Source organism: Streptomyces sp. NPDC057136 (genome assembly GCF_042670885.1).
GTDB lineage: Bacteria > Actinomycetota > Actinomycetes > Streptomycetales > Streptomycetaceae > Streptomyces.
In genome coordinates this window covers 72,172-91,014 of record NZ_JBHUUV010000003.1, presented here as the reverse complement: position 1 = coordinate 91,014, position 18,843 = coordinate 72,172, and the positions used below count along the sequence as shown (strand labels likewise).

Annotated in this window: 17 protein-coding genes, 1 pseudogene and 1 riboswitch; of the genes and pseudogenes, 9 read left to right on the top strand and 9 right to left on the bottom strand. The window is 69.5% G+C overall.

Features of this window, described 5'->3' with window-relative positions; all coding sequences use genetic code 11:
- The first annotated feature begins 153 nt into the window (after positions 1–153).
- The 3 genes from ACFT7S_RS04875 to ACFT7S_RS04865 all read left to right on the top strand — a co-directional run bounded on the left by ACFT7S_RS04875 (position 154) and on the right by ACFT7S_RS04865 (position 3,027).
- Positions 154–1,407 carry an Ig-like domain-containing protein gene (locus ACFT7S_RS04875; RefSeq protein WP_382727002.1) on the top strand — a complete coding sequence of 418 codons (1,254 nt, stop codon included), beginning with the start codon at positions 154–156 and terminating at the stop codon, positions 1,405–1,407.
- 85 nt (positions 1,408–1,492) lie between these two features.
- Entirely contained in the window at positions 1,493–2,260 is a 768-nt protein-coding gene (locus tag ACFT7S_RS04870; RefSeq protein WP_382727000.1) for an enoyl-CoA hydratase/isomerase family protein, read from the top strand.
- A gap of 251 nt (positions 2,261–2,511) precedes the next feature.
- Positions 2,512–3,027, top strand: coding sequence for an ATP-binding protein (locus tag ACFT7S_RS04865; protein WP_382727672.1), 516 nt, complete (start codon positions 2,512–2,514; stop codon positions 3,025–3,027).
- A 320-nt stretch (positions 3,028–3,347) separates the two neighbouring features.
- Here ACFT7S_RS04865 and ACFT7S_RS04860 read toward each other — a convergent pair whose 3' ends face one another.
- A complete protein-coding gene (locus ACFT7S_RS04860; protein ID WP_382726998.1) occupies positions 3,348–4,004 on the bottom strand; it encodes a GNAT family N-acetyltransferase in 657 nt (218 codons plus the stop codon).
- A 139-nt stretch (positions 4,005–4,143) separates the two neighbouring features.
- Between ACFT7S_RS04860 and ACFT7S_RS04855 the strand changes: the two genes are divergently transcribed.
- Positions 4,144–4,359 (top strand): EF-hand domain-containing protein, encoded by a 216-nt coding sequence (locus tag ACFT7S_RS04855; RefSeq protein ID WP_382727670.1) that lies wholly within the window; start codon positions 4,144–4,146, stop codon positions 4,357–4,359.
- 220 nt (positions 4,360–4,579) lie between these two features.
- On the opposite strand, the gene ACFT7S_RS04850 is transcribed toward ACFT7S_RS04855, so the two are convergent.
- From ACFT7S_RS04850 to ACFT7S_RS04835, 4 genes and pseudogenes are all read right to left on the bottom strand, one after another.
- The gene (locus ACFT7S_RS04850) at positions 4,580–4,738 is read right to left on the bottom strand and encodes a hypothetical protein (RefSeq protein WP_382726995.1); all 159 of its coding nucleotides are present in this window, start codon (positions 4,736–4,738) and stop codon (positions 4,580–4,582) included.
- A gap of 58 nt (positions 4,739–4,796) precedes the next feature.
- The gene (locus tag ACFT7S_RS04845; RefSeq protein WP_382726992.1) at positions 4,797–5,201 is read right to left on the bottom strand and encodes a hypothetical protein; all 405 of its coding nucleotides are present in this window, start codon (positions 5,199–5,201) and stop codon (positions 4,797–4,799) included.
- Positions 5,123–6,100, bottom strand: a complete 978-nt coding sequence (locus tag ACFT7S_RS04840) for a terpene synthase family protein (protein WP_382727667.1) — start codon at positions 6,098–6,100, stop codon at positions 5,123–5,125. Before ACFT7S_RS04840 ends, ACFT7S_RS04845 begins: the two co-directional genes overlap by 79 nt.
- Before the next feature lie 503 nt (positions 6,101–6,603).
- Positions 6,604–6,777: pseudogene (locus tag ACFT7S_RS04835) on the bottom strand (cellulose binding domain-containing protein); the annotation flags it as partial.
- Between the two features lie 497 nt (positions 6,778–7,274).
- Between ACFT7S_RS04835 and ACFT7S_RS04830 the strand changes: the two are divergent.
- On the top strand, positions 7,275–9,854 hold the full coding sequence (locus tag ACFT7S_RS04830; RefSeq protein WP_382726990.1) for a glycoside hydrolase family 9 protein: 2,580 nt from the start codon (positions 7,275–7,277) through the stop codon (positions 9,852–9,854).
- Between the two features lie 40 nt (positions 9,855–9,894).
- On the top strand, positions 9,895–11,277 hold the full coding sequence (locus ACFT7S_RS04825) for a cellulase family glycosylhydrolase (protein ID WP_382726988.1): 1,383 nt from the start codon (positions 9,895–9,897) through the stop codon (positions 11,275–11,277).
- A 52-nt stretch (positions 11,278–11,329) separates the two neighbouring features.
- On the opposite strand, the gene ACFT7S_RS04820 is transcribed toward ACFT7S_RS04825, so the two are convergent.
- From ACFT7S_RS04820 to gcvT, 4 genes are all read right to left on the bottom strand, one after another.
- Complete coding sequence (locus tag ACFT7S_RS04820) at positions 11,330–12,715, bottom strand: L-serine ammonia-lyase (RefSeq protein ID WP_382726986.1); 1,386 nt, start codon at positions 12,713–12,715, stop codon at positions 11,330–11,332.
- Positions 12,716–12,937: 222 nt separating this feature from the next.
- Positions 12,938–14,197, bottom strand: coding sequence for a serine hydroxymethyltransferase (glyA, locus tag ACFT7S_RS04815; protein WP_382726983.1), 1,260 nt, complete (start codon positions 14,195–14,197; stop codon positions 12,938–12,940).
- Between the two features lie 18 nt (positions 14,198–14,215).
- Positions 14,216–14,593, bottom strand: coding sequence for a glycine cleavage system protein GcvH (gene gcvH, locus ACFT7S_RS04810; protein WP_382726980.1), 378 nt, complete (start codon positions 14,591–14,593; stop codon positions 14,216–14,218).
- Between the two features lie 100 nt (positions 14,594–14,693).
- Positions 14,694–15,821 carry a glycine cleavage system aminomethyltransferase GcvT gene (gene gcvT, locus ACFT7S_RS04805; RefSeq protein WP_382726977.1) on the bottom strand — a complete coding sequence of 376 codons (1,128 nt, stop codon included), beginning with the start codon at positions 15,819–15,821 and terminating at the stop codon, positions 14,694–14,696.
- Between the two features lie 155 nt (positions 15,822–15,976).
- Positions 15,977–16,074: riboswitch (glycine riboswitch) on the bottom strand.
- Between the two features lie 157 nt (positions 16,075–16,231).
- Between gcvT and ACFT7S_RS04800 the strand changes: the two genes are divergently transcribed.
- The 3 genes from ACFT7S_RS04800 to ACFT7S_RS04790 all read left to right on the top strand — a co-directional run bounded on the left by ACFT7S_RS04800 (position 16,232) and on the right by ACFT7S_RS04790 (position 18,724).
- Positions 16,232–16,906: an AAA family ATPase gene (locus ACFT7S_RS04800; RefSeq protein WP_382726974.1), complete on the top strand. Its 675-nt coding sequence runs from the start codon at positions 16,232–16,234 to the stop codon at positions 16,904–16,906.
- Between the two features lie 80 nt (positions 16,907–16,986).
- Positions 16,987–17,757, top strand: coding sequence for an enhanced serine sensitivity protein SseB (locus tag ACFT7S_RS04795; RefSeq protein ID WP_382726972.1), 771 nt, complete (start codon positions 16,987–16,989; stop codon positions 17,755–17,757).
- A gap of 163 nt (positions 17,758–17,920) precedes the next feature.
- Positions 17,921–18,724, top strand: coding sequence for an enhanced serine sensitivity protein SseB C-terminal domain-containing protein (locus ACFT7S_RS04790; RefSeq protein ID WP_382726969.1), 804 nt, complete (start codon positions 17,921–17,923; stop codon positions 18,722–18,724).
- The last annotated feature ends 119 nt before the right edge of the window (positions 18,725–18,843 follow it).

The following is an 18,843-nucleotide window of genomic DNA, read 5'->3' as shown; positions in this document are numbered from 1 at the left end:
TATGTCCCCGGACAAGTTGGGACTGAACGGTGACATTCGTAGGGGAGCACTCCCTGCTTCCGGTGTGATTATCTAGCGCCGGGCGCGCATGTTCAGCGCGCGGGGGTGCGGGTTCCGGCGGGTCGCCGGGCCGTGCGAGGGGAGACAACCACATTGAACGGGCAGCCCATATGGGGGGCATCGGCCGGAGCCGGCAGCGGACGGCGTGGGCGCGGGGCGTCCGGACTCCTGGCTCTGGTACTGGGTGCGCTGCTGTTGCTGGTGACGGCGTGCGGCGGTGACGCGACCGGGGGCGGGAACAAGCCCCGGAAGGACGACGGGCCGAAGACCGCCGACACCAGCGCCTCGCAGGCGGTCGTGACCATCGTTCCGAAGGACGGCGCGGACTCCGTGGCGACGAGCGGAGCACTGAAGATCTCGGCCGCGAAGGGCAAGCTCAGCGCGGTGAAGGTCGCCGACCCCAAGGGCAACGAGGTCGAGGGAAAGATCGCGGCGGACGGGGCGAGCTGGGTCCCGGACCGGCATCTGGCCGCGGCGACGAAGTACGCGGTGCACGCGGTCGCCAAGGACGCCAAGGGGCGTGAGTCGGCGAAGGACACCACATTCACCACGCTCGTTCCGCAGAACACCTTCATCGGGCAGTACACGCCGGAGGACGGTTCGACCGTCGGCGTCGGCATGCCGGTGTCGATCCACTTCACCCGGGGGATCACCGACCCGGACGCCGTGGAGAACGCCATCCGCGTAACGGCCGATCCGCCGGTGGAGGTGGCGGGTCACTGGTTCGGCAACGACCGGCTCGACTTCCGCCCGGAGGAGTACTGGGCCGCGGGCACGAAGGTGACCGTGCGGCTCGACCTCGACGGTGTCGAGGGGCGGCCGGGGGTCTACGGCAAACAGGCCAAGACGGTGTCGTTCACCATCGGCCGCAGCCAGGTCTCCACGGTCGACGCGAGCTCGCACCGGATGAAGGTGGTCAGGGACGGGAAGCAGATCAAGGACATCCCGATCTCCGCGGGCGCCCCGGCGACGACCACGTACAACGGTCAGATGGTCATCAGCGAGAAGCTCAAGGTGACCCGGATGAACGGTGACACCGTCGGCTTCGGCGGCGAGTACGACATCAAGGACGTGCCGCACGCGATGCGCCTGTCCACCTCGGGCACCTTCATCCACGGCAACTACTGGGGCGGCTCGGGCATCTTCGGCACGACCAACACCAGCCACGGCTGTGTCGGTCTGCGCGATGTGCGCGGCGGTTACGACGGCCAGACCCCGGCCGCCTGGTTCTTCGACAAGTCCCTCATCGGGGACGTGGTCGTCGTGAAGAACTCCAAGGACAAGACGATCCAGCCGGACAACGGCCTCAACGGCTGGAACATGGACTGGTCGGAGTGGAGCAAGTAGCTCCCGCAGGAGAACGATGGCGGGCCCGGTGCTGTGACCAACAGCACCGGGCCCGCTGTCGTTAGCCACGGTTAACCTGCCTCCCATGACCGCAACCCTCGAAGTAAGCGACAACGTCGGTACGATCCGGCTGGACCGCCCGCCGATGAACGCCCTGGACGTCGCCACCCAGGACCGACTGCGCGAGCTGGCCGAAGAGGCCACCCGCCGCGACGACGTGCGTGCCGTGATCCTCTACGGCGGCGAGAAGGTGTTCGCCGCCGGCGCGGACATCAAGGAGATGCAGGCGATGGACCACACGGCCATGGTCGTGCGGTCCAAGGCGCTCCAGGACTCCTTCACCGCCGTCGCGCGCATCCCCAAGCCCGTCGTCGCCGCCATCACCGGCTACGCGCTCGGCGGCGGCTGCGAGCTGGCGCTCTGCGCCGACTTCCGGATCGCGGCGGACAACGCGAAGCTGGGTCAGCCGGAGATCCTGCTCGGCCTGATCCCGGGCGCGGGCGGCACCCAGCGGCTCGCCCGGCTGGTCGGTCCGTCCCGGGCCAAGGACCTCATCTTCACGGGTCGTCATGTGAAGGCGGCAGAGGCCCTGACGATCGGTCTGGTGGACCGGGTGGTGCCCGCGGCCGAGGTGTACGAGCAGGCGCACGCATGGGCCGCGCGGCTGGCCCAGGGGCCCGCGCTGGCGCTGCGCGCCGCCAAGGAGTCCGTGGACGCGGGCCTGGAGACGGACCTCGACACCGGGCTCACGATCGAGCGGAACTGGTTCGCAGGTCTGTTCGCCACCGAGGACCGCGAGCGCGGAATGCGCAGTTTTGTGGAGGAGGGTCCGGGCAAGGCCAAGTTCCTCTGACCGAACGCCAGTTGGGCACGGAGTGCCGTGCGTTCATCCGTGCGGGCGGATTAGCTGGGCCTTAGGAGAACCTTAAGGCCCAGCGGTCCGACGGCTGTGGCACATCCCGTTCTGGATGGTGTTTCCGCAGGTCGGGCGGGCTATGTGGGCGCGCATTCTGCCATTGGCATATGCCTGTCCGTGCCTACGGAATGGATGATTCCGGGGGAGGGATTCCCCTGGAACGCCCCCGGGACCCGCTCCGTGCGGCCATGATGGTGGACATGGCGGGCCTGGAGGGTGTGGAACAGCCGCGACCGCGCAGCAGCGCAACCGCGGCACGCTGGACATCGACCATTGAGGATGAACAGGCGTTCAAGGCACTGGAGTTGTTCGGGAATCCGACGGAGGACGAGGTCCGGTTACCCTCGCGCCCGGAGTCCGCGGCGACCGCCCGTCGGCTCACCTCGGGTGTGGTGCTGCGACAGTGGGCACTCTCCCCGCTGATCGCCGAGCACGCGGTCCTGCTCGTCTCGGAACTGGTCGGCAATGCGGTACGGCATACCGGCGCCCGGGTCTTCGGGCTGCGGATGCTGCGCCGCCGGGGCTGGATCAGGATCGAGGTACGCGACCCCTCACGCGGGCTGCCCTGTCTGATGCCCGTCCGGGAGATGGACATCAGCGGGCGAGGCATCTTCCTCGTCGACAAGCTCTCCGACCGGTGGGGTGTGGATCTCCTGCCGCGCGGCAAGACGACCTGGTTCGAGATGCGGATCTCCGACCGCTGACCCCGCCCGCCACCGCGTCCGGATACACAGAAGCCCCCGGTCAGCCGTTGTGCGGCGCGTCGGGGGCCTCTATGGGGGGCCGTGAATTGGGGGGTGTGTTCACGGCCGCTCTGGACGACCTGGCCCGGGTCAATGGGGGTCGTGTCACCGACTATGGCAGACCGGTGCCCCCGGTGCCAAAGTCGCAAGCCGGGCAAATCGCTACGTAAGCGTCCATCTCGCAAGTGAATCGTAGGTGTGATGGGTCACGCGCCTGGCTTTCAGTGCATATCCATGGGGGCGGTCGTGTAATTCATTGATCATCCATTTGCTGGTCGGGCTTAAAGGCCCGGTGCTGCCGCGAGTGGCGTCAGCAGCGCCTCGGCGCCCACCGCCCGGAAGCCGGCCGCCTGGAACGTACGCACACTGCGCGCGTTCCCCGGCGACTGCTGCGCCCACACCACGGTGTCCGGCACCAGCCGCCGGGCGGCCAGGGCCAGCCGCTCACCGATACGCCGGCCCCGGGCCGCCTCGTCCACCTCGATGCCGGCCTCCCAGCGCCCCGCGACCCCGCGGCCGAGGATCACCACCCCGCCGTCCGCCGCCCAGACGCGCACCTCGTCGCGGTACTTCTTCGCCCGCGCCACCCGCGGGTGGTCCGGATCGAGGATCTCCCGCAGTCCGGGCCCCGGTCCGCCCGGCAGCGCGTCGGCCACCGTCAGCAGGTCGATCGTGTTCATGCCGCGCCCGCTGCGGGCCATCAGGGTGCTCAGGAAGTACGGATGCATCGTCGCGGCCAGCGGGTCGCCGGGTGTGGCCGCCAGCGTGGACCGTACCCACTCCGGATCCTCGTCGGTGAACACCACCGAGTGCGCGGTGAGCGCCAGCACTCCGGCATCCCGCTTGCCCGGCTGCGCGACGACGGTCGTGGAGCCGTCCGGCGGCGGGAACTCCCCCCGTGCCGCTGCCGCCAATACGTCTGCCAGTGCACCGGACATGACGGTCGACTCCTCGGTTCGCCTCGGCCCGTCCCGCGACGGGCGCGCCGCCATGATCGTTTACCGGCCGCCGCTCGTGCCACTGAATACGCCCGATAATCTGACCCACGTCAGAGACGCATTACGAAGGGGCGGAACAGTGGCGGACATCGAGTCGGCACGCAAGGCATTCGACCGGTTCGACCAGAACGGCGACGGCCTCATAACGGCGAGCGAGTACAAGAGCGCGATGGCGCAGCTCGGCGACCCGTTCGTCACCGAGACGGTGGCGCAGGCGATCATCAACTCGAACGACGCGAACGGTGACGGCCTGCTCACCTTCGACGAGTTCTGGGCCGCGCAGAACAAGGCCTGACCGCCTGGAGGACCCCCGGCCGCAGGGCCGGGGGGCCGCCGGACGCGGCTCCCCGTCAGCCGCGGTACGGGTCCCGGTCGCGCAGTTCCCCGGTTGGCGGGCGCGTCGGGGAGGACGCCGGCGGGACACGGTCACGTTCGGCCCGACGGCGCCCAAACGGGGGTAGGCGCCACCGCTGGACCGGCTCCTGCCGGACCGGAGGTGGCGGGCGACGGCTGCCTCAACCGGTGTACGACGGGGCCGCGTTCGCCCGGGACGGCGTGGTCCTCGTCTCGGTCTGGGCCGCGTACGGGATGCCGCGGAAGACCGCCACACCCTGCTCCACCGTGCCGCGTACGGTGGCGGCCTGCGGGGGGATGTCCACCTGGGTCTCGGACATGGTGTGCATCGGCCCTTTCGCAGATCGACCGGAACCGGTGACTCGATGCGTACCCGTTTCAGGACGTGGCGGTCAGGGCGCGCTTGAGGACCTTGCCGGTCGGGCCGAGCGGCAGCTTCTCGGTGAACCGGACGAGCCGCGGGTACTTGTGCCGGCCGAGCCGCTCGCGCGACCAGACAATCAGCTCGTCCGCCGTGACTGGGTCCGCGTCCGGGCGCACCACCACGACCGCGCAGATCTCCTCGCCCCGCGCCTCGTCAGGCACCCCGATCACCGCGACCTCGGAGACCGCGGGATGCCGGACGAGGACCTCCTCGACCTCACGCGGACAGATGTTGAAGCCGCCCCGGATGACCAGGTCCTTCTTCCGGTCGACGATGCTCCTCAGGCGGCGAAGTACCCCGACATCACTTCCCGTTCGTCGAGCTCCAGCAGATCGGGGCGGGTGTACCGCTCCGCGCACGCGTGGTAATCGAAATCGCCCCGGACCAGCCCGCGATAGTCCTGGACGCAGCGCTCCAGGGCGGCCTTGGTTCCGCCGTCAATACTCGCCGCGTATATTTCCTCGGCAAGTTCCTTTTCGGCCCGCTGTACGCGCTCGGCGACGCGGGCCAGCTGAATTCCCGCCTCGTCGACCGCTTCCTGGAGTGTGCACCTGCGGTCCCGCTGAATGAGCCGGACGGCGTTGTGCTCGTAACCGAGCAGGGCCTCCTTCTCGAAGGAACAGATGTCGTTGCAGAGACCCGAATGATCCGTCACCGCGTTGCGCAGTGCGATATACGCGGGAAGGCTGCGGGCGGACTCGGGGAGATCAATTCCCGCGGTGATCTCGTGCAGGTCGAGGAACGGCTGCATCGCCACCGAATCCCGGCGGTGCTTCACAAAATCGGCCCGGCTCGGCACCTGTCCCGCGGCCCGCTCGACGGCCTCCGCGTAGTACGTCCACAGCCAGGCGACGGTGTCCCGGCGGAACTGCCGGATCCAGCGCTGGGACCGGTCCTGGCAGGTTCGCCACCGCAGTCCGTCGAGCGCGCGCTCCATCGGGCCGTGCGGTACGGCTCCGTCCAGGACGTCCACGAGCCGGGCGATCGCCTCCTCGCACATCTGCGGATCGCGTCCGGCCGGTCCGTCGTCGAACTCGTCGTCCACCAGGAAGGCCCAGAAGAGCCATTGGCAGAAGAGATCGAGATGTTTCTGCGAAGCGGACGGAAAGATGAGAGATATCCAGAGTTCCGGCCGCGTCCGCAGCATCTTCTTCCTGGCCACCGGAGACAACAGGAGATCATTGGATTCCGCCCACTCCCAGGCGGCCTTCCTCGTTTGGTCCATACCTGGATTGCACCCTGCGCTCTGGAACGGCATATGAAACGCCGGCAACACAATCTGGCTCATTGGTGCCCCTCGTCGAGACGATGCGGGAGACGATGCGGATGAACGATACGAACGGGGAATTGATCGAATTCACGCATCGGTGCCGGCTCATCGGCGAGAGGGCGCCCCGGGTGCGTCAGCCCTGGCCAGAGGGTCACCGTACGAGGTGAGACGGTCATCGCGTCCTCTTCCCTCCGCCGGGTGCCCGGGGCATCGGAGCCGTGTGCGCGAGCCGTCGGAACCGCTCACGTCACCATGCGTGACACCTAGTGAACCCTTTGTCGGCGGCTGGCGGAAGCGGTTTGTGACCGAAATTGCGTGATCGCCACGAACCCCTGAACGTTTCTGAGCATTCGGGGAACTCCTGGGGTTGTACGCCGAGTTGAGGCGATGACTCGCACAAGCAACGGCTCGGGCCGGGCCGTGACAGGGCCCGGACGCACGACAGCGCCGGTCCCCGCACGATGCGGGAACCGGCGCTGCCTGCTCAGTGGCTACGGGTTGACGCAGCCGATCGAGCCGACCGGAAAGTCGTTGCCGGTCGATGTCGCCGTGAACCCGAAGGTGGCGCTGCCCTCCGGCGGGATGGTCCGGTTGTAGTCGAGGTTCTTGACTGTGAGCGTGCCACCGGACCCCGTGGTCAGCGCACCGTTCCACACACTGCTGACGGGACAGGCGGGGTCGCCGGGGTCCGCGTCCTGTGCGTGGGAGGCGATGGGGCGAGCACGGAATCGGGAGCCCCGGCCACCTACTATTGGGAGCGCTCCCACTGCTGAGTCGTAGGGGACTGTAGGAGTGTGGCCGTGTCCTGACAACCCATCGGAACAAAATGCGCCGAGCGGATTTTTGACTTCACCCCGGAAGATTCCGACCCCAGGAGCAGGCGCCACCGTTCCGCGTGGAGGTCGGCCGAACGTCCCCCGAACCCCACAGTGGCGGCGAATCCTGTCCAACAGCTTGACGGCGCGTCTCGCGATCTACGAGATTGGGAGCGCTCCCATTCCTGATCACCCAACCGGATGCAACGCCGGTGCGCCAGTCACTGCGTGCCTTTCCCCCCTCCCGTAAGGACTTCAGTGTGCCGCGACCTCAGCCGCTCTCTCCCCGCCCGTCCCGTACGTTCCGCCGACCGGGCCGTTCCGGAGGCGCAGGTGTATTAGTGGGCTTGGCGGCCACCGCCGGGCTGCTGGCCGCCGGTCTCGTCGCACCCGCCGGTGCGGCCGAACCCGCCGACGAGGCCCCCGAGGTCATCGTCAACGGGGAATTCTCCGCGGGCACCGCCCCCTGGTGGTCGACGGCCAACAGTCCCGTCGCGGTCTCGGACGGACGCCTCTGTGCCGATGTCCCCGCCGGCACGGCCAACGCCTGGGACGCCATCGTCGGGCAGAACGGGCTCGCCCTCACCGCCGGCGAGGGATACACCCTGAGCTACACGGCGACGTCCACCGTGCCGGTCACCATGCGCGCCAACGTGCAGATGGCGACCGAACCGTGGACCACGGAACTCGCCACCGCGCAGCCGGTCGGGACGACCGCCGAACGCGTCACCGAGACCTTCACGGCCGGAGCCGACCACGAGGACGCACAGCTCGTCTTCCAGATCGGGGGCAGCGCCGAGGCGCTCACCTTCTGTATCGACGACGTGTCGCTGCGCGGCGGGACCGCGCCACCGCCGTACGAACCGGACACCGGATCCCCGGTCCGGGTCAACCAGGTCGGATACCTCACGCACGGCCCCAAGGGCGGCACCGTCGTCACCGACGAGGCCGGCCCGCTGCCGTGGACGCTCGACTCCGCCGACGGGACACGCCTGGCCGACGGCACCACCACTCCGGCGAGCGTGGACACCGCCTCGCGGCAGAATGTCCACACCTTCGACTTCAGTGCGGTGACCACGCCGGGGGAGGGCTACACCGTCACGGTCGCGGGGGAGGAGAGCGAGCCCTTCGCCATCGGCGACGACCTGTACGCGTCGCTGCGCACCGACGCGCTGGCGTACTTTTACCACAACCGCAGCGGCATCGAGATCGACGCGGAGATCGTGGGCGAGCAGTACGCGCGGCCGGCCGGCCACATCGGCGTGAGCCCCAACCAGGGCGACAACGACGTGCCCTGCCAGCCTGGCGTGTGCGACTACCGTCTCGACGCGGCGGGAGGCTGGTACGACGCCGGTGACCACGGCAAGTACGTCGTCAACGGAGGAATAGCCCTCGGGCAGTTGATGTCCACGTTCGAACGGACCCTGTACGAGGAGACCGCCGACGCCGGGCCGCTCGGCGACGGCGAACTCCGGCTCCCCGAACACGGCAACGCCACTCCCGACATCCTCGACGAAGCCCGTTGGGAGCTGGAGTTCCTCATGCGGATGCAGGTGCCCGCGGGGGAGCCGCTGGCCGGCATGGCCCACCACAAGCTGCACGACAAGGCGTGGACGGGACTGCCGACCCGGCCGGACCGCGACCCCCAGCCCAGGGAACTGCATCCGCCGACCACGGCGGCCACCCTCAACCTGGCGGCCACCGCTGCCCAGTGCGCCCGCCTCTTCCGGGTCTACGACGCGGACTTCGCCACCCGGTGCCTGGAAGCCGCGCGGACGGCGTGGACGGCGGCGAAGGCCCACCCGGACATCCTCGCCGACCCGCAGGACGGCACGGGTGGCGGCGCCTACAACGACAACGACGTGCGGGACGAGTTCTACTGGGCAGCGGCGGAACTCTTCCTCACCACAGGCGAGGACGGGTACCGCAACGCAGTCGTCGACTCCCCGCTGCACGGCGACACCGACGCGGTCTTCCCGCGCGGCGGCATGTCCTGGGGGTCGGTCGCCGGGCTCGGCGCGCTGAACCTCGCGAACGTGCCGAGCAAGCTCTCCGCCGACCAGCTCACGAGGGTGCGGGGCATGGTGACCGAAGCCGCCGACGGCTACGCGGCCGACTCGGCCGAGGCCGCGTACGGGCTTCCGTACGCTCCCGACAACGGGCACTACGTATGGGGTTCGAACAGTCAGGTCGCCAACAACATGGTCGTCCTGGGCTCGGCGCACGACCTGACCGGCAAAACCGCCTACCGTGACGCCGTACTGCGCGGACTGGACTACCTCCTGGGCCGCAACGCGCTGAACCAGTCCTACGTCACCGGATACGGCGAGCGGGACTCGCGCAACCAGCACCACCGTTTCTGGGCCCACCAGCTCGACCCGGCCCTGCCGCATCCCGCACCCGGGTCCCTGGCCGGTGGCCCGAACGCCTCCATCGAGGACCCGGTCGCGCAGGCCAAACTGAAGGGCTGCGCACCGGCGATGTGCTACATCGACGACATCGAGTCCTGGGCCACGAACGAGATCACCATCAACTGGAACGCCCCGCTCGCCTGGGTCGCGTCCTACGTGGACGATCTGGGGAGCGGTGAGACCGTGAAGACGCAGTGCGAGGTCACCTACACCTCGCAGCGCTGGGGCAACGGCTTCACCACCCAGGTCGTGGTGAAGAACACCGGCACCCTGCCCGTTCAGCCCTGGCAGCTCGACTGGACGTTCGCCGACCAGCAGCGGGTGACCGACACCTGGGGCGCCGCCGTCCGGCAGACCGGTCCCCGGGTCACCGCCGAGGCCCTGAGCTGGAACGCCACTCTCACGCCCGGCGGCACCGTGCGGTTCGGCTTCAACGGCCGGCCCACCGGCCTCGTGAACGACCCGCAGGTCTTCAGGCTGAACGACAAGGTCTGCGCGACGACATCACGACGATGAGCGGCCAACCCGTCCCCCACTGAGTACGAGGAGAAATGCTGTGAAACGCTTCTTGGCCTCACTGGCGACCTGCGCGACGATTCTGGGCCTCACCGCCCTGTTCAGTCCCCAGGCGGTGGCTGCCACCGGATGCAAGGTCGACTACACGGTCACCAGCCAGTGGCAGGGCGGCTTCCAGGCCCGAGTGAAGGTGACCAACCTGGGTGAACCCGTCGCCGGATGGACGTTGAAGTTCACGATGCCCGACGCGGGGCAGAAGGTCGTCCAGGGCTGGAACGCCACCTGGTCGCAGTCCGGCTCCACGGCCACCGCCGTCGGCGTCGACTGGAACCGCGCACTGGCCACCGGCGCGTCGGCCGAGGCGGGACTGGTGGGTTCCTTCACGGGCGCCAACCCGAAGCCCACGGCGTTCACACTCAACGGCGTCGCCTGTACGGGCTCCGCCGAAGAGCCCCCGCCCGTCGACCCGCCCGGCCCGGGCACCGGCACCCCCGTGGACATCAACGGTCAGCTGCACGTCTGCGGCGTACACCTGTGCAACCAGTACGACCGCCCCGTACAACTGCGGGGGATGAGCACGCACGGCATTCAGTGGTTCAGCGACTGCTACAACGCCGCGTCCGTGGATGCGCTGGCGAAGGACTGGAAGTCGGACCTGCTGCGCGTCGCCATGTACGTCCAGGAGAGTGGCTACGAGACCGACCCGGCGGGCTTCACCAGCCGGGTGAACAGCCTCGTCGACATGGCCGAGGCGCGCGGCATGTACGCGATGATCGATTTCCATACCCTGACGCCGGGTGACCCGAACTACAACCTCGATCGCGCGAAGACGTTCTTCGCGTCCGTCGCGGCCCGCAACGCCGACAAGAAGAACGTGATCTACGAGATCGCCAACGAGCCCAACGGTGTGAGCTGGGCGGCCGTCAAGAGCTACGCCGAACAGGTCATCCCGGTGATCCGGGCCGCCGACCCGGACGCTGTCGTCATCGTCGGCACCCGCGGCTGGTCCTCACTGGGAGTCTCGGACGGCTCCAACGAGAGCGAGGTCGTCAACAATCCCGTCAGGGCCACCAACATCATGTACGCGTTCCACTTCTACGCCGCGAGCCACAAGGACGCCTACCGCGCAACGCTGAGCCGGGCGGCCTCCCAACTTCCGCTGTTCGTCACCGAGTTCGGTACGGTGAGCGCCACCGGCGGGGGAGCGATGGACCGGGCGAGCACCACGGCCTGGCTGGACCTGCTCGATCAGCTGAAGATCGGCTACGCGAACTGGACCTACTCCGACGCCGACGAGAGCAGCGCGGCGTTCAGGCCCGGCACCTGCAACGGCAGCGACTACAGCAGCAGTGGTGTGCTGACCGAATCGGGGGCGCTGCTCAAGAGCCGGATCAGCACCCCCGACTCCTTCCCCACCAGCTGACCCGGGGGGCGGGGCTCCGGCCGGCGCCGGAACCCCGGCCCGCCCCGCAACGTCAGCACTCGATGATGTTCACCGCGAGCCCGCCGCGCGCCGTCTCCTTGTACTTGACGCTCATGTCGGCGCCGGTCTCCTTCATGGTCTTGATGACCTTGTCGAGGGAGACCTTGTGTGTGCCGTCGCCGCGCAGAGCCATCTTGGCCGCGGTGACGGCCTTGACCGCCGCCATGCCGTTGCGCTCGATGCAGGGGATCTGGACGAGGCCGCCCACCGGGTCGCAGGTCAGACCCAGGTTGTGTTCCATGCCGATCTCCGCGGCGTTCTCCACCTGCTCGGCCGAGCCGCCGAGCACCTCGGCGAGGGCGCCCGCCGCCATGGAGCAGGCGGAGCCGACCTCGCCCTGGCAGCCGACCTCGGCGCCGGAGATCGAGGCGTTCTCCTTGAAGAGCATGCCGATGGCTCCGGCGGAGAGGAGGAAGCGTACGACGCTGTCCTCCTTCTCGGCCTCGGTGCAGCCGCCGGCCGCGAAGTTCATGTAGTAGTGCAGAACGGCGGGGATGATGCCCGCGGCGCCGTTGGTCGGGGCGGTGACGACACGGCCACCCGCGGCGTTCTCCTCGTTGACGGCCATCGCGTAGAGGGTGATCCACTCCATGGCGTTGGCCTGCGGGTCGCCCTCGGCCCGCAGCTGGCGGGCGGAGTTCGCGGCGCGGCGGCGGACCTTCAGGCCGCCGGGAAGGATGCCCTCGGTGGCCATGCCGCGCGCGACGCACGCCTGCATGACGCGCCAGATGTCCAGCAGACCGGAACGGATCTCGGCCTCGGTGCGCCAGGCCTTCTCGTTCTCCAGCATCAGCGAGGAGATGGACAGACCGGTCTCGCGGGCGAGACGCAGCAGCTCGTCGCCGGTGCGGAAGGGGTGCTTGAGCACGGTGTCGTCCGGGACGATCGGGTTCTCCCCGGCCACCGCGTCCTCGTCGACGACGAAGCCGCCGCCGACCGAGTAGTACGTCTTCTCCAGGAGCGGGGCGCCCTCGGCGTCGTACGCGAAGACCGTCATCCCGTTGGCGTGGTACGGCAGTGCCTTGCGGCGGTGCAGGACCAGTTGCTCGTCGGTGTCGAAGGGGATCTCGTGCATACCGAGGAGGTTGAGGCGCCCGGAGGAGCGGATCTCCTCGACGCGTGCGTCGGCTCCCTCGACGTCGACCGTACGGGGCGACTCGCCCTCCAGGCCGAGCAGGACGGCCTTGGGGGTGCCGTGGCCGTGGCCGGTCGCGCCGAGCGAACCGTACAGCTCGGCCCGTATCGAAGCGGTGTGGGCCAGCAGGCCCTCGTTCTTCAGACGGCGGGCGAACATACGGGCCGCGCGCATCGGACCGACGGTGTGGGAGCTGGACGGGCCGATGCCGACCGAGAAGAGGTCGAAGACCGAGATGGCCACGGGAGGACTCCTAAAAAGGCTTGGTAGACGCCGTTGTCTGCCGGGAGGTGCGGAACGGGCCGGCGGGCCCGCGGAGCGCGGGGCAGCGGTGGGGGCACCGTGCTCACTGTTCAGTGTGCGCGGTGCCCCCACCGGATGTGCAAACTGCGGATGACCTGGGGCGCTTCCGGCGGATCATGGCCGGGGCCGCGGCCTGTCCGACCCTGATCCGCCGGACACGCCCTACTTGAGGCCGGGGTACAGCGGGAACTTCTCGGCCAGCACGATGACGCGGGCCTTGAGGTCATCGGCGTCGTAGGACGGCTTCAGGGCCGACGCGATGATCTCCGCGACCTCGGTGAAGTCCTCGGCCTGGAAACCGCGGGTGGCCAGGGCCGGCGTACCGATCCGCAGACCCGAGGTGACCATCGGCGGCCGCGGGTCGTTCGGGATGGCGTTCCGGTTGACCGTGATGCCCAGCTCGTGGAGCCGGTCCTCGGCCTGCTGGCCGTCGAGCTCGGAGTTGCGCAGGTCGACGAGGACCAGGTGCACGTCCGTACCGCCGGAGAGGACGGAGACGCCGACCTCGGTGACGTCCGGCTGCACCAGACGCTCGGCGAGGATGCGGGCACCGTCCAGGGTGCGCTGCTGGCGCTCCTTGAACTCCTCGCCCGCCGCGATCTTGAACGAGACGGCCTTGGCCGCGATCACGTGCTCCAGCGGGCCACCCTGCTGACCGGGGAAGACCGCCGAGTTGATCTTCTTGGCGAGCTCCTGCGTCGACAGGATCACACCACCGCGCGGACCGCCGAGGGTCTTGTGCGTGGTGGTCGTGACGACGTGGGCGTGCGGCACCGGGTTGGGGTGCAGGCCCGCGGCCACCAGACCGGCGAAGTGCGCCATGTCGACCATCAGGTACGCGCCGACCTCGTCCGCGATGCGGCGGAAGGCGGCGAAGTCGAGCTGACGCGGGTAGGCGGACCAGCCCGCGACGATCAGCTTCGGCTTGGTCTCCTTGGCCAGGCGCTCGACCTCGGCCATGTCCACGATGCCGGTCTCGTCGACGTGGTACGGGACCACGTTGTAGAGCTTGCCGGAGAAGTTGATCTTCATGCCGTGGGTCAGGTGACCGCCGTGGGCCAGGCTCAGGCCCATGATCGTGTCGCCCGGCTTCAGCAGCGCGAACATCGCCGCGGCATTGGCCTGCGCACCCGAGTGCGGCTGGACGTTCGCGGCCTCGGCGCCGAACAGCGCCTTGATGCGGTCGATCGCGATCTGCTCGACGACGTCGACGTGCTCACAGCCACCGTAGTAGCGGCGGCCCGGGTAGCCCTCGGCGTACTTGTTGGTGAGGACGGAGCCCTGCGCCTCCATGACCGCGACCGGAGCGAAGTTCTCCGAGGCGATCATTTCGAGGGTGGACTGCTGACGGTGGAGCTCGGCGTCGACAGCGGCGGCGACGTCCGGGTCCAGCTCGTGGAGGGAGGAGTTGAGAAGCGACATCAGGGGATCCCTTGGGTCTCAGTTGCCGGAGAACTCGGTGTACTCGTCGGCGGAGAGCAGGTCCTTCGGCTCGTCCGCGACGCGTACCTTGAACAGCCAGCCGCCCTCGAAGGGAGCGGAGTTCACCAGCGACGGGTCGTCCACGACGTCCTGGTTCGCCGCGGTGACCTCGCCGGTGACCGGCGAGTACAGGTCGCTGACCGACTTGGTCGACTCCAGCTCGCCGCAGGTCTCGCCCGCGGTCACCGTGTCACCGACCTCGGGGAGCTGGGCGTAGACGACGTCACCGAGCGCGTTGGCGGCGAATTCGGTGATGCCGATCGTGGCCACACCGTCCTCGACGGCCGACAGCCACTCGTGCTCCTTGCTGTACCGCAGCTGCTGGGGGTTGCTCATGACCTGAATTCTCCTGTACGCGGGGGAGTGCTGATGAACGGTGGTCTTACGGTGTGAGACGCAACTGCGTCACGCCAGGAACGCCGGGATGTCCCGGATATCACTTCTGGCGCTTGTAGAACGGCAGGGCCACGACCTCGTACGGCTCGTGGGTGCCCCGGATGTCGACTCCGACGCCCGCGGTGCCGGGCGCGGCGTGCGCCGCGTCCACGTACGCCATGGCGATCGGCTTGCCCAGCGTGGGCGACGGGGCACCGGAGGTGACCTCGCCGATGACCTTGCCGTCGGCCACCACCTGGAAGCCGGCGCGGGGGACCCGGCGGCCCTCGGCGATCAGGCCGACGAGCTTGCGCGGGGGAGCGGTCTCGGCGCGCTCGGCCGCGGCCTGGAGGGCCCCGCGCCCGACGAAGTCGCCCTCCTTCTCGAACTTCACGACCCGGCCGAGACCCGCGTCGAACGGGGTCAGCGCGGTGGTCAGCTCGTGCCCGTACAGCGGCATGCCCGCCTCCAGGCGCAGCGTGTCGCGGCAGGAGAGCCCGCACGGGATCAGGCCGACAGGGGCGCCGGCCTCGGTGAGGGCCTTCCACAACTGCTCGGCGTGCTCGGGGGCGACGAAGAGCTCGAAGCCGTCCTCGCCGGTGTAGCCGGTACGGGCGATCAGCGCGGGGACGCCGGCGACGGTGCCGGGCAGGCCCGCGTAGTACTTGAGTCCGTCGAGGTCGGCGTCCGTGACGGACTTGAGGATGCCGGGGGACTCCGGGCCCTGGACGGCGATCAGCGCGTACGCGTCACGGTCGTCCCGTACGACGGCGTCGAAACCGGCGGCACGCTCGGTGATCGCGTCGAGGACGATCTGCGCGTTGCCCGCGTTGGCGACCACCATGTACTCGGTCTCGGCCAGGCGGTACACGATCAGGTCGTCCAGGATTCCGCCGTCTTCGCGGCAGATCATGGTGTAGCGGGCGCGGCCGAGGCCGATCGTGCCGATGTTGCCGACGAGCGCGTGGTTCAGCAGGTTGACGGCCTGCGGGCCCTTGACCGTGATCTCGCCCATGTGCGACAGGTCGAAGAGACCGGCCCTGGTGCGTACGGCGTTGTGCTCGTCGCGCTCACTGGCGTAGCGCAGCGGCATGTCCCAGCCCGCGAAGTCGGTCATGGTCGCGCCCAGCGAACGGTGCAGGGCATCCAGCGCGGTATGACGGGGGGCAGTGCTCGGGGCAGTGCTCATGGATATGGCTCCAGGGCATGACGACAGAGGACGATCCCTCCCCATCTGTCATCGGAACCTGAGAGGTTCGCCGAGAGGCCCTGAAGGGGTCGTCCCTACAGAGGTCGGCTTGCACCTTGGGTGGAGCCGCGGAACGGCTCGCTTTTCAGATCTGCCTCATCCACGCGGTACGGGGCCTGAGAGATTCAAGGGAGGAACTTGCTCCTTCGGCGCCCGGCACACACAGTGTCCGGAACTCTCCCGCGCGGATTCAAACGGCCGGTATGCAGTTGGCGGGGTCATCATCGCACGCCGTACGGGAGAGTGGGGCGTCCGGTCCCGACGGATAAGGGCCGGTGAGCCGGGTTGTGCCGCATTACCATTTCTTTACACTTCTTGGGCAGACGTGGGTCACCGGACACGGGGAGGCGATGACGTTGCAGCGTTACGCGACGACCGCGGGGGTCGCGCACGGCGCGGTGCCGCCGCAGCAGGCGGCGCCCGTCCGCGAGGTGCTGGGCACGCACGCACCCGTCGTGCGCGATCTGCGCAGCCGGGACGGGCGCAGCCCGCGCAGCCTGGACTTCGCCGCGGGCGATGTGGTGGTCGTCTCCGGGCTGCCCGGCAGCGGCAAGTCGACCCTGATCCGCCGCACCGTGACGGACCGGGCGATCGACTCCCAGGACACCAGGGACCGCTGGGCCCGCGCCCTGCCGCGTTTACTCCCGTACGCCCTCTATCGCCCTCTCGTGAGGGCCGCCCATTACACCGGGCTCTGGCAGGCCCTGCGTTCCGGTGAGGCCGTCGTGGTCCACGACTGCGGTACGCAGACCTGGGTACGGCGCTGGCTGGCCCGGGACGCCCGGCGCCGGGGCCGCATCCTGCACCTCGTGCTGCTCGACGTCACCCCCGAGGTGGCCAGGGAGGGCCAGCGGGAGCGCGGACGCGGAGTCTCCGGCTACGCCTTCGCCCGCCACCGGCGCTCGGTCGGCAGGCTGATGCGCGATACCGAGACCGGGCTGCTCCCGGCGGGATGCGCCTCGGCGGTGCTGCTGGACCGCGAGGCCGCGGACGCACTCGACCGGATCTCGTTCGCACGGACGTAGGTCCTCTCGCCCGGTCGGTGGGCGCCGCTCGTCTACGATCGCTGCCGCAAGGCAGGACAAGAAGGGGAAGCAGGGGACCAGTGGACAATCCGGCGCCGTTCGAGACGCAGCCGCACCATGGCTGGCCGGCCAACGAGCTCGAAGAAGTACTGGTCGCCTCCCTCGGCGTCCCGGAAGCGGGCGGCCGGCTGCTCGAAGTGCTCGGCCGCAGCCGGCTCTGGGTGCCGCTGCCCAACGGCGGCAATCCCGCCGCCGCCGACCTCGATCTGCCGATGATGGACATCGACGGCGCCGCGTACGTCCCCGTGTACAGCTCCGAGGCCCAGTTCCTGCTGTGCGTCGGCACCCACCTCTCCTTCGCCGTGGCGCCCGCCCGCGAGTTCGCCCGCGGCCTGCCCCCGCAGGTCGGCATCGCCGTGAACCCGGGCGGCGCCGTCGGCCTGCCCCTGCCACCGCCCGCCGTCGCCGAACTGTGCCGGGCGGGCCGCACCCCGCTGGACGGTCCCGCCGGCGGCGGCCGGGTCACGCTCCACGAGCCGGACTGGCAGGAGGACCCCGTCGACTTCCTCGCCGCGGTGTCCGGCGAATTCCAGGCGACCGGCGTCGTGAGCACCGCCCGCCGGGCGCTGGCAAGCATCGAGGGCGGCGACCCGGTCCTCTTCGTCGGTGTCGAGTTCGCCACCTGGGACGGCGCCGGGCAGAGCGCCCCGATGGACGCACTCGGCCGTGCGCTCGGCCGGGTCCAGCCGCCCTGGCCGGTCAATCTCGTCCTGCTCGACGTGGCGCAGGACCCCGTCGGGGACTGGATGCGCGAGAAGATACGTCCCTTCTACCGGCGCGACGGACACTGATCCACCAGGGCGACCGACGCCGATCCGGCGCGCAGGACACCGACCGTCGTCAAGTCGGTGTCAGAAGCGAGGCATAAGCTGGTTTGATGGCATGGCGGGGTCGCACCCGTGTGCCCGGAAGTGGCGGGGCGACACAGCGGATCGATGAGGGGCGGGACCCAGGGTGAGCGCGTCAGGCACCGCGGCGGCCGGGCAGATCGAGCACATGCTGGGCCAGGTGACGCCCGGGCGTTACGACGCGTACGAAGCTCTTCTCCAGGCCCTCACCGACGGCCGGGTCTGGATGCTCCTCTGGCACGGCACCGCGGGCTCCCCCGACGCCCAGTACGGGAACATGGAGGTCGACGGGCTGGGCTACGCCCCCTGCGTGACCTCCGCCCAGGAGCTCTCGGCCAGCGGCTGGAACCGCGCCCACGAGCTGGTCACCGGACGTGACATCGCCCGCGCGCTCTTCCCCGACCGCTGGGGGATCTGGCTCAACCCGCACGCCCCGGGCGGCGGCGTCGGCATCCCCTGGCTCGACCTGCGCCGGATCGCCACCGGCCTCGACCGGATGCCCGCGGGACCGCTGCGGCTCTCCGAGCCCGCCATCGAGATCCCGCAGTTCTACGCCATGCTCACCCAGAACGCCCACCGCACCCCGGCCGTCCGCTCGTTGCGCCGCGCCTGGGTGCAGCCCGCGCTCGGCGTCCCGTATCTCGCGATCGGCCTCGATCTCTACGACACCGGCCGGCCCTCCGTCGACGCCGTGCGCGCGATGATGCAGCAGTCGATCGGAGCGGTTCCCGACGGCCTGCCCGTCTCCACCGTCTCCATGTCCGACGAGTACGACCCCGTCGCGATGTGGCTGCGCGCCAACGCCCGGCCGTTCTACGACCGCGAGGCACACGCCCCGGCCGGACAGCCGCCCGCCGCGCCCGGATACGGCTACCCGCCGGCCGCAGGCACGGCCCCGCGCGCCTTCTAGGGGCCATCCGGCCGTTTCGCCCCCAATCGGGGGGCGAGTTGCATTTCACCCCCTCTGATTGCTGGTGCCACCCAACGCGGCGTTGGCGGTGGTCCGTACCCTAATCCACGCCAACCTCC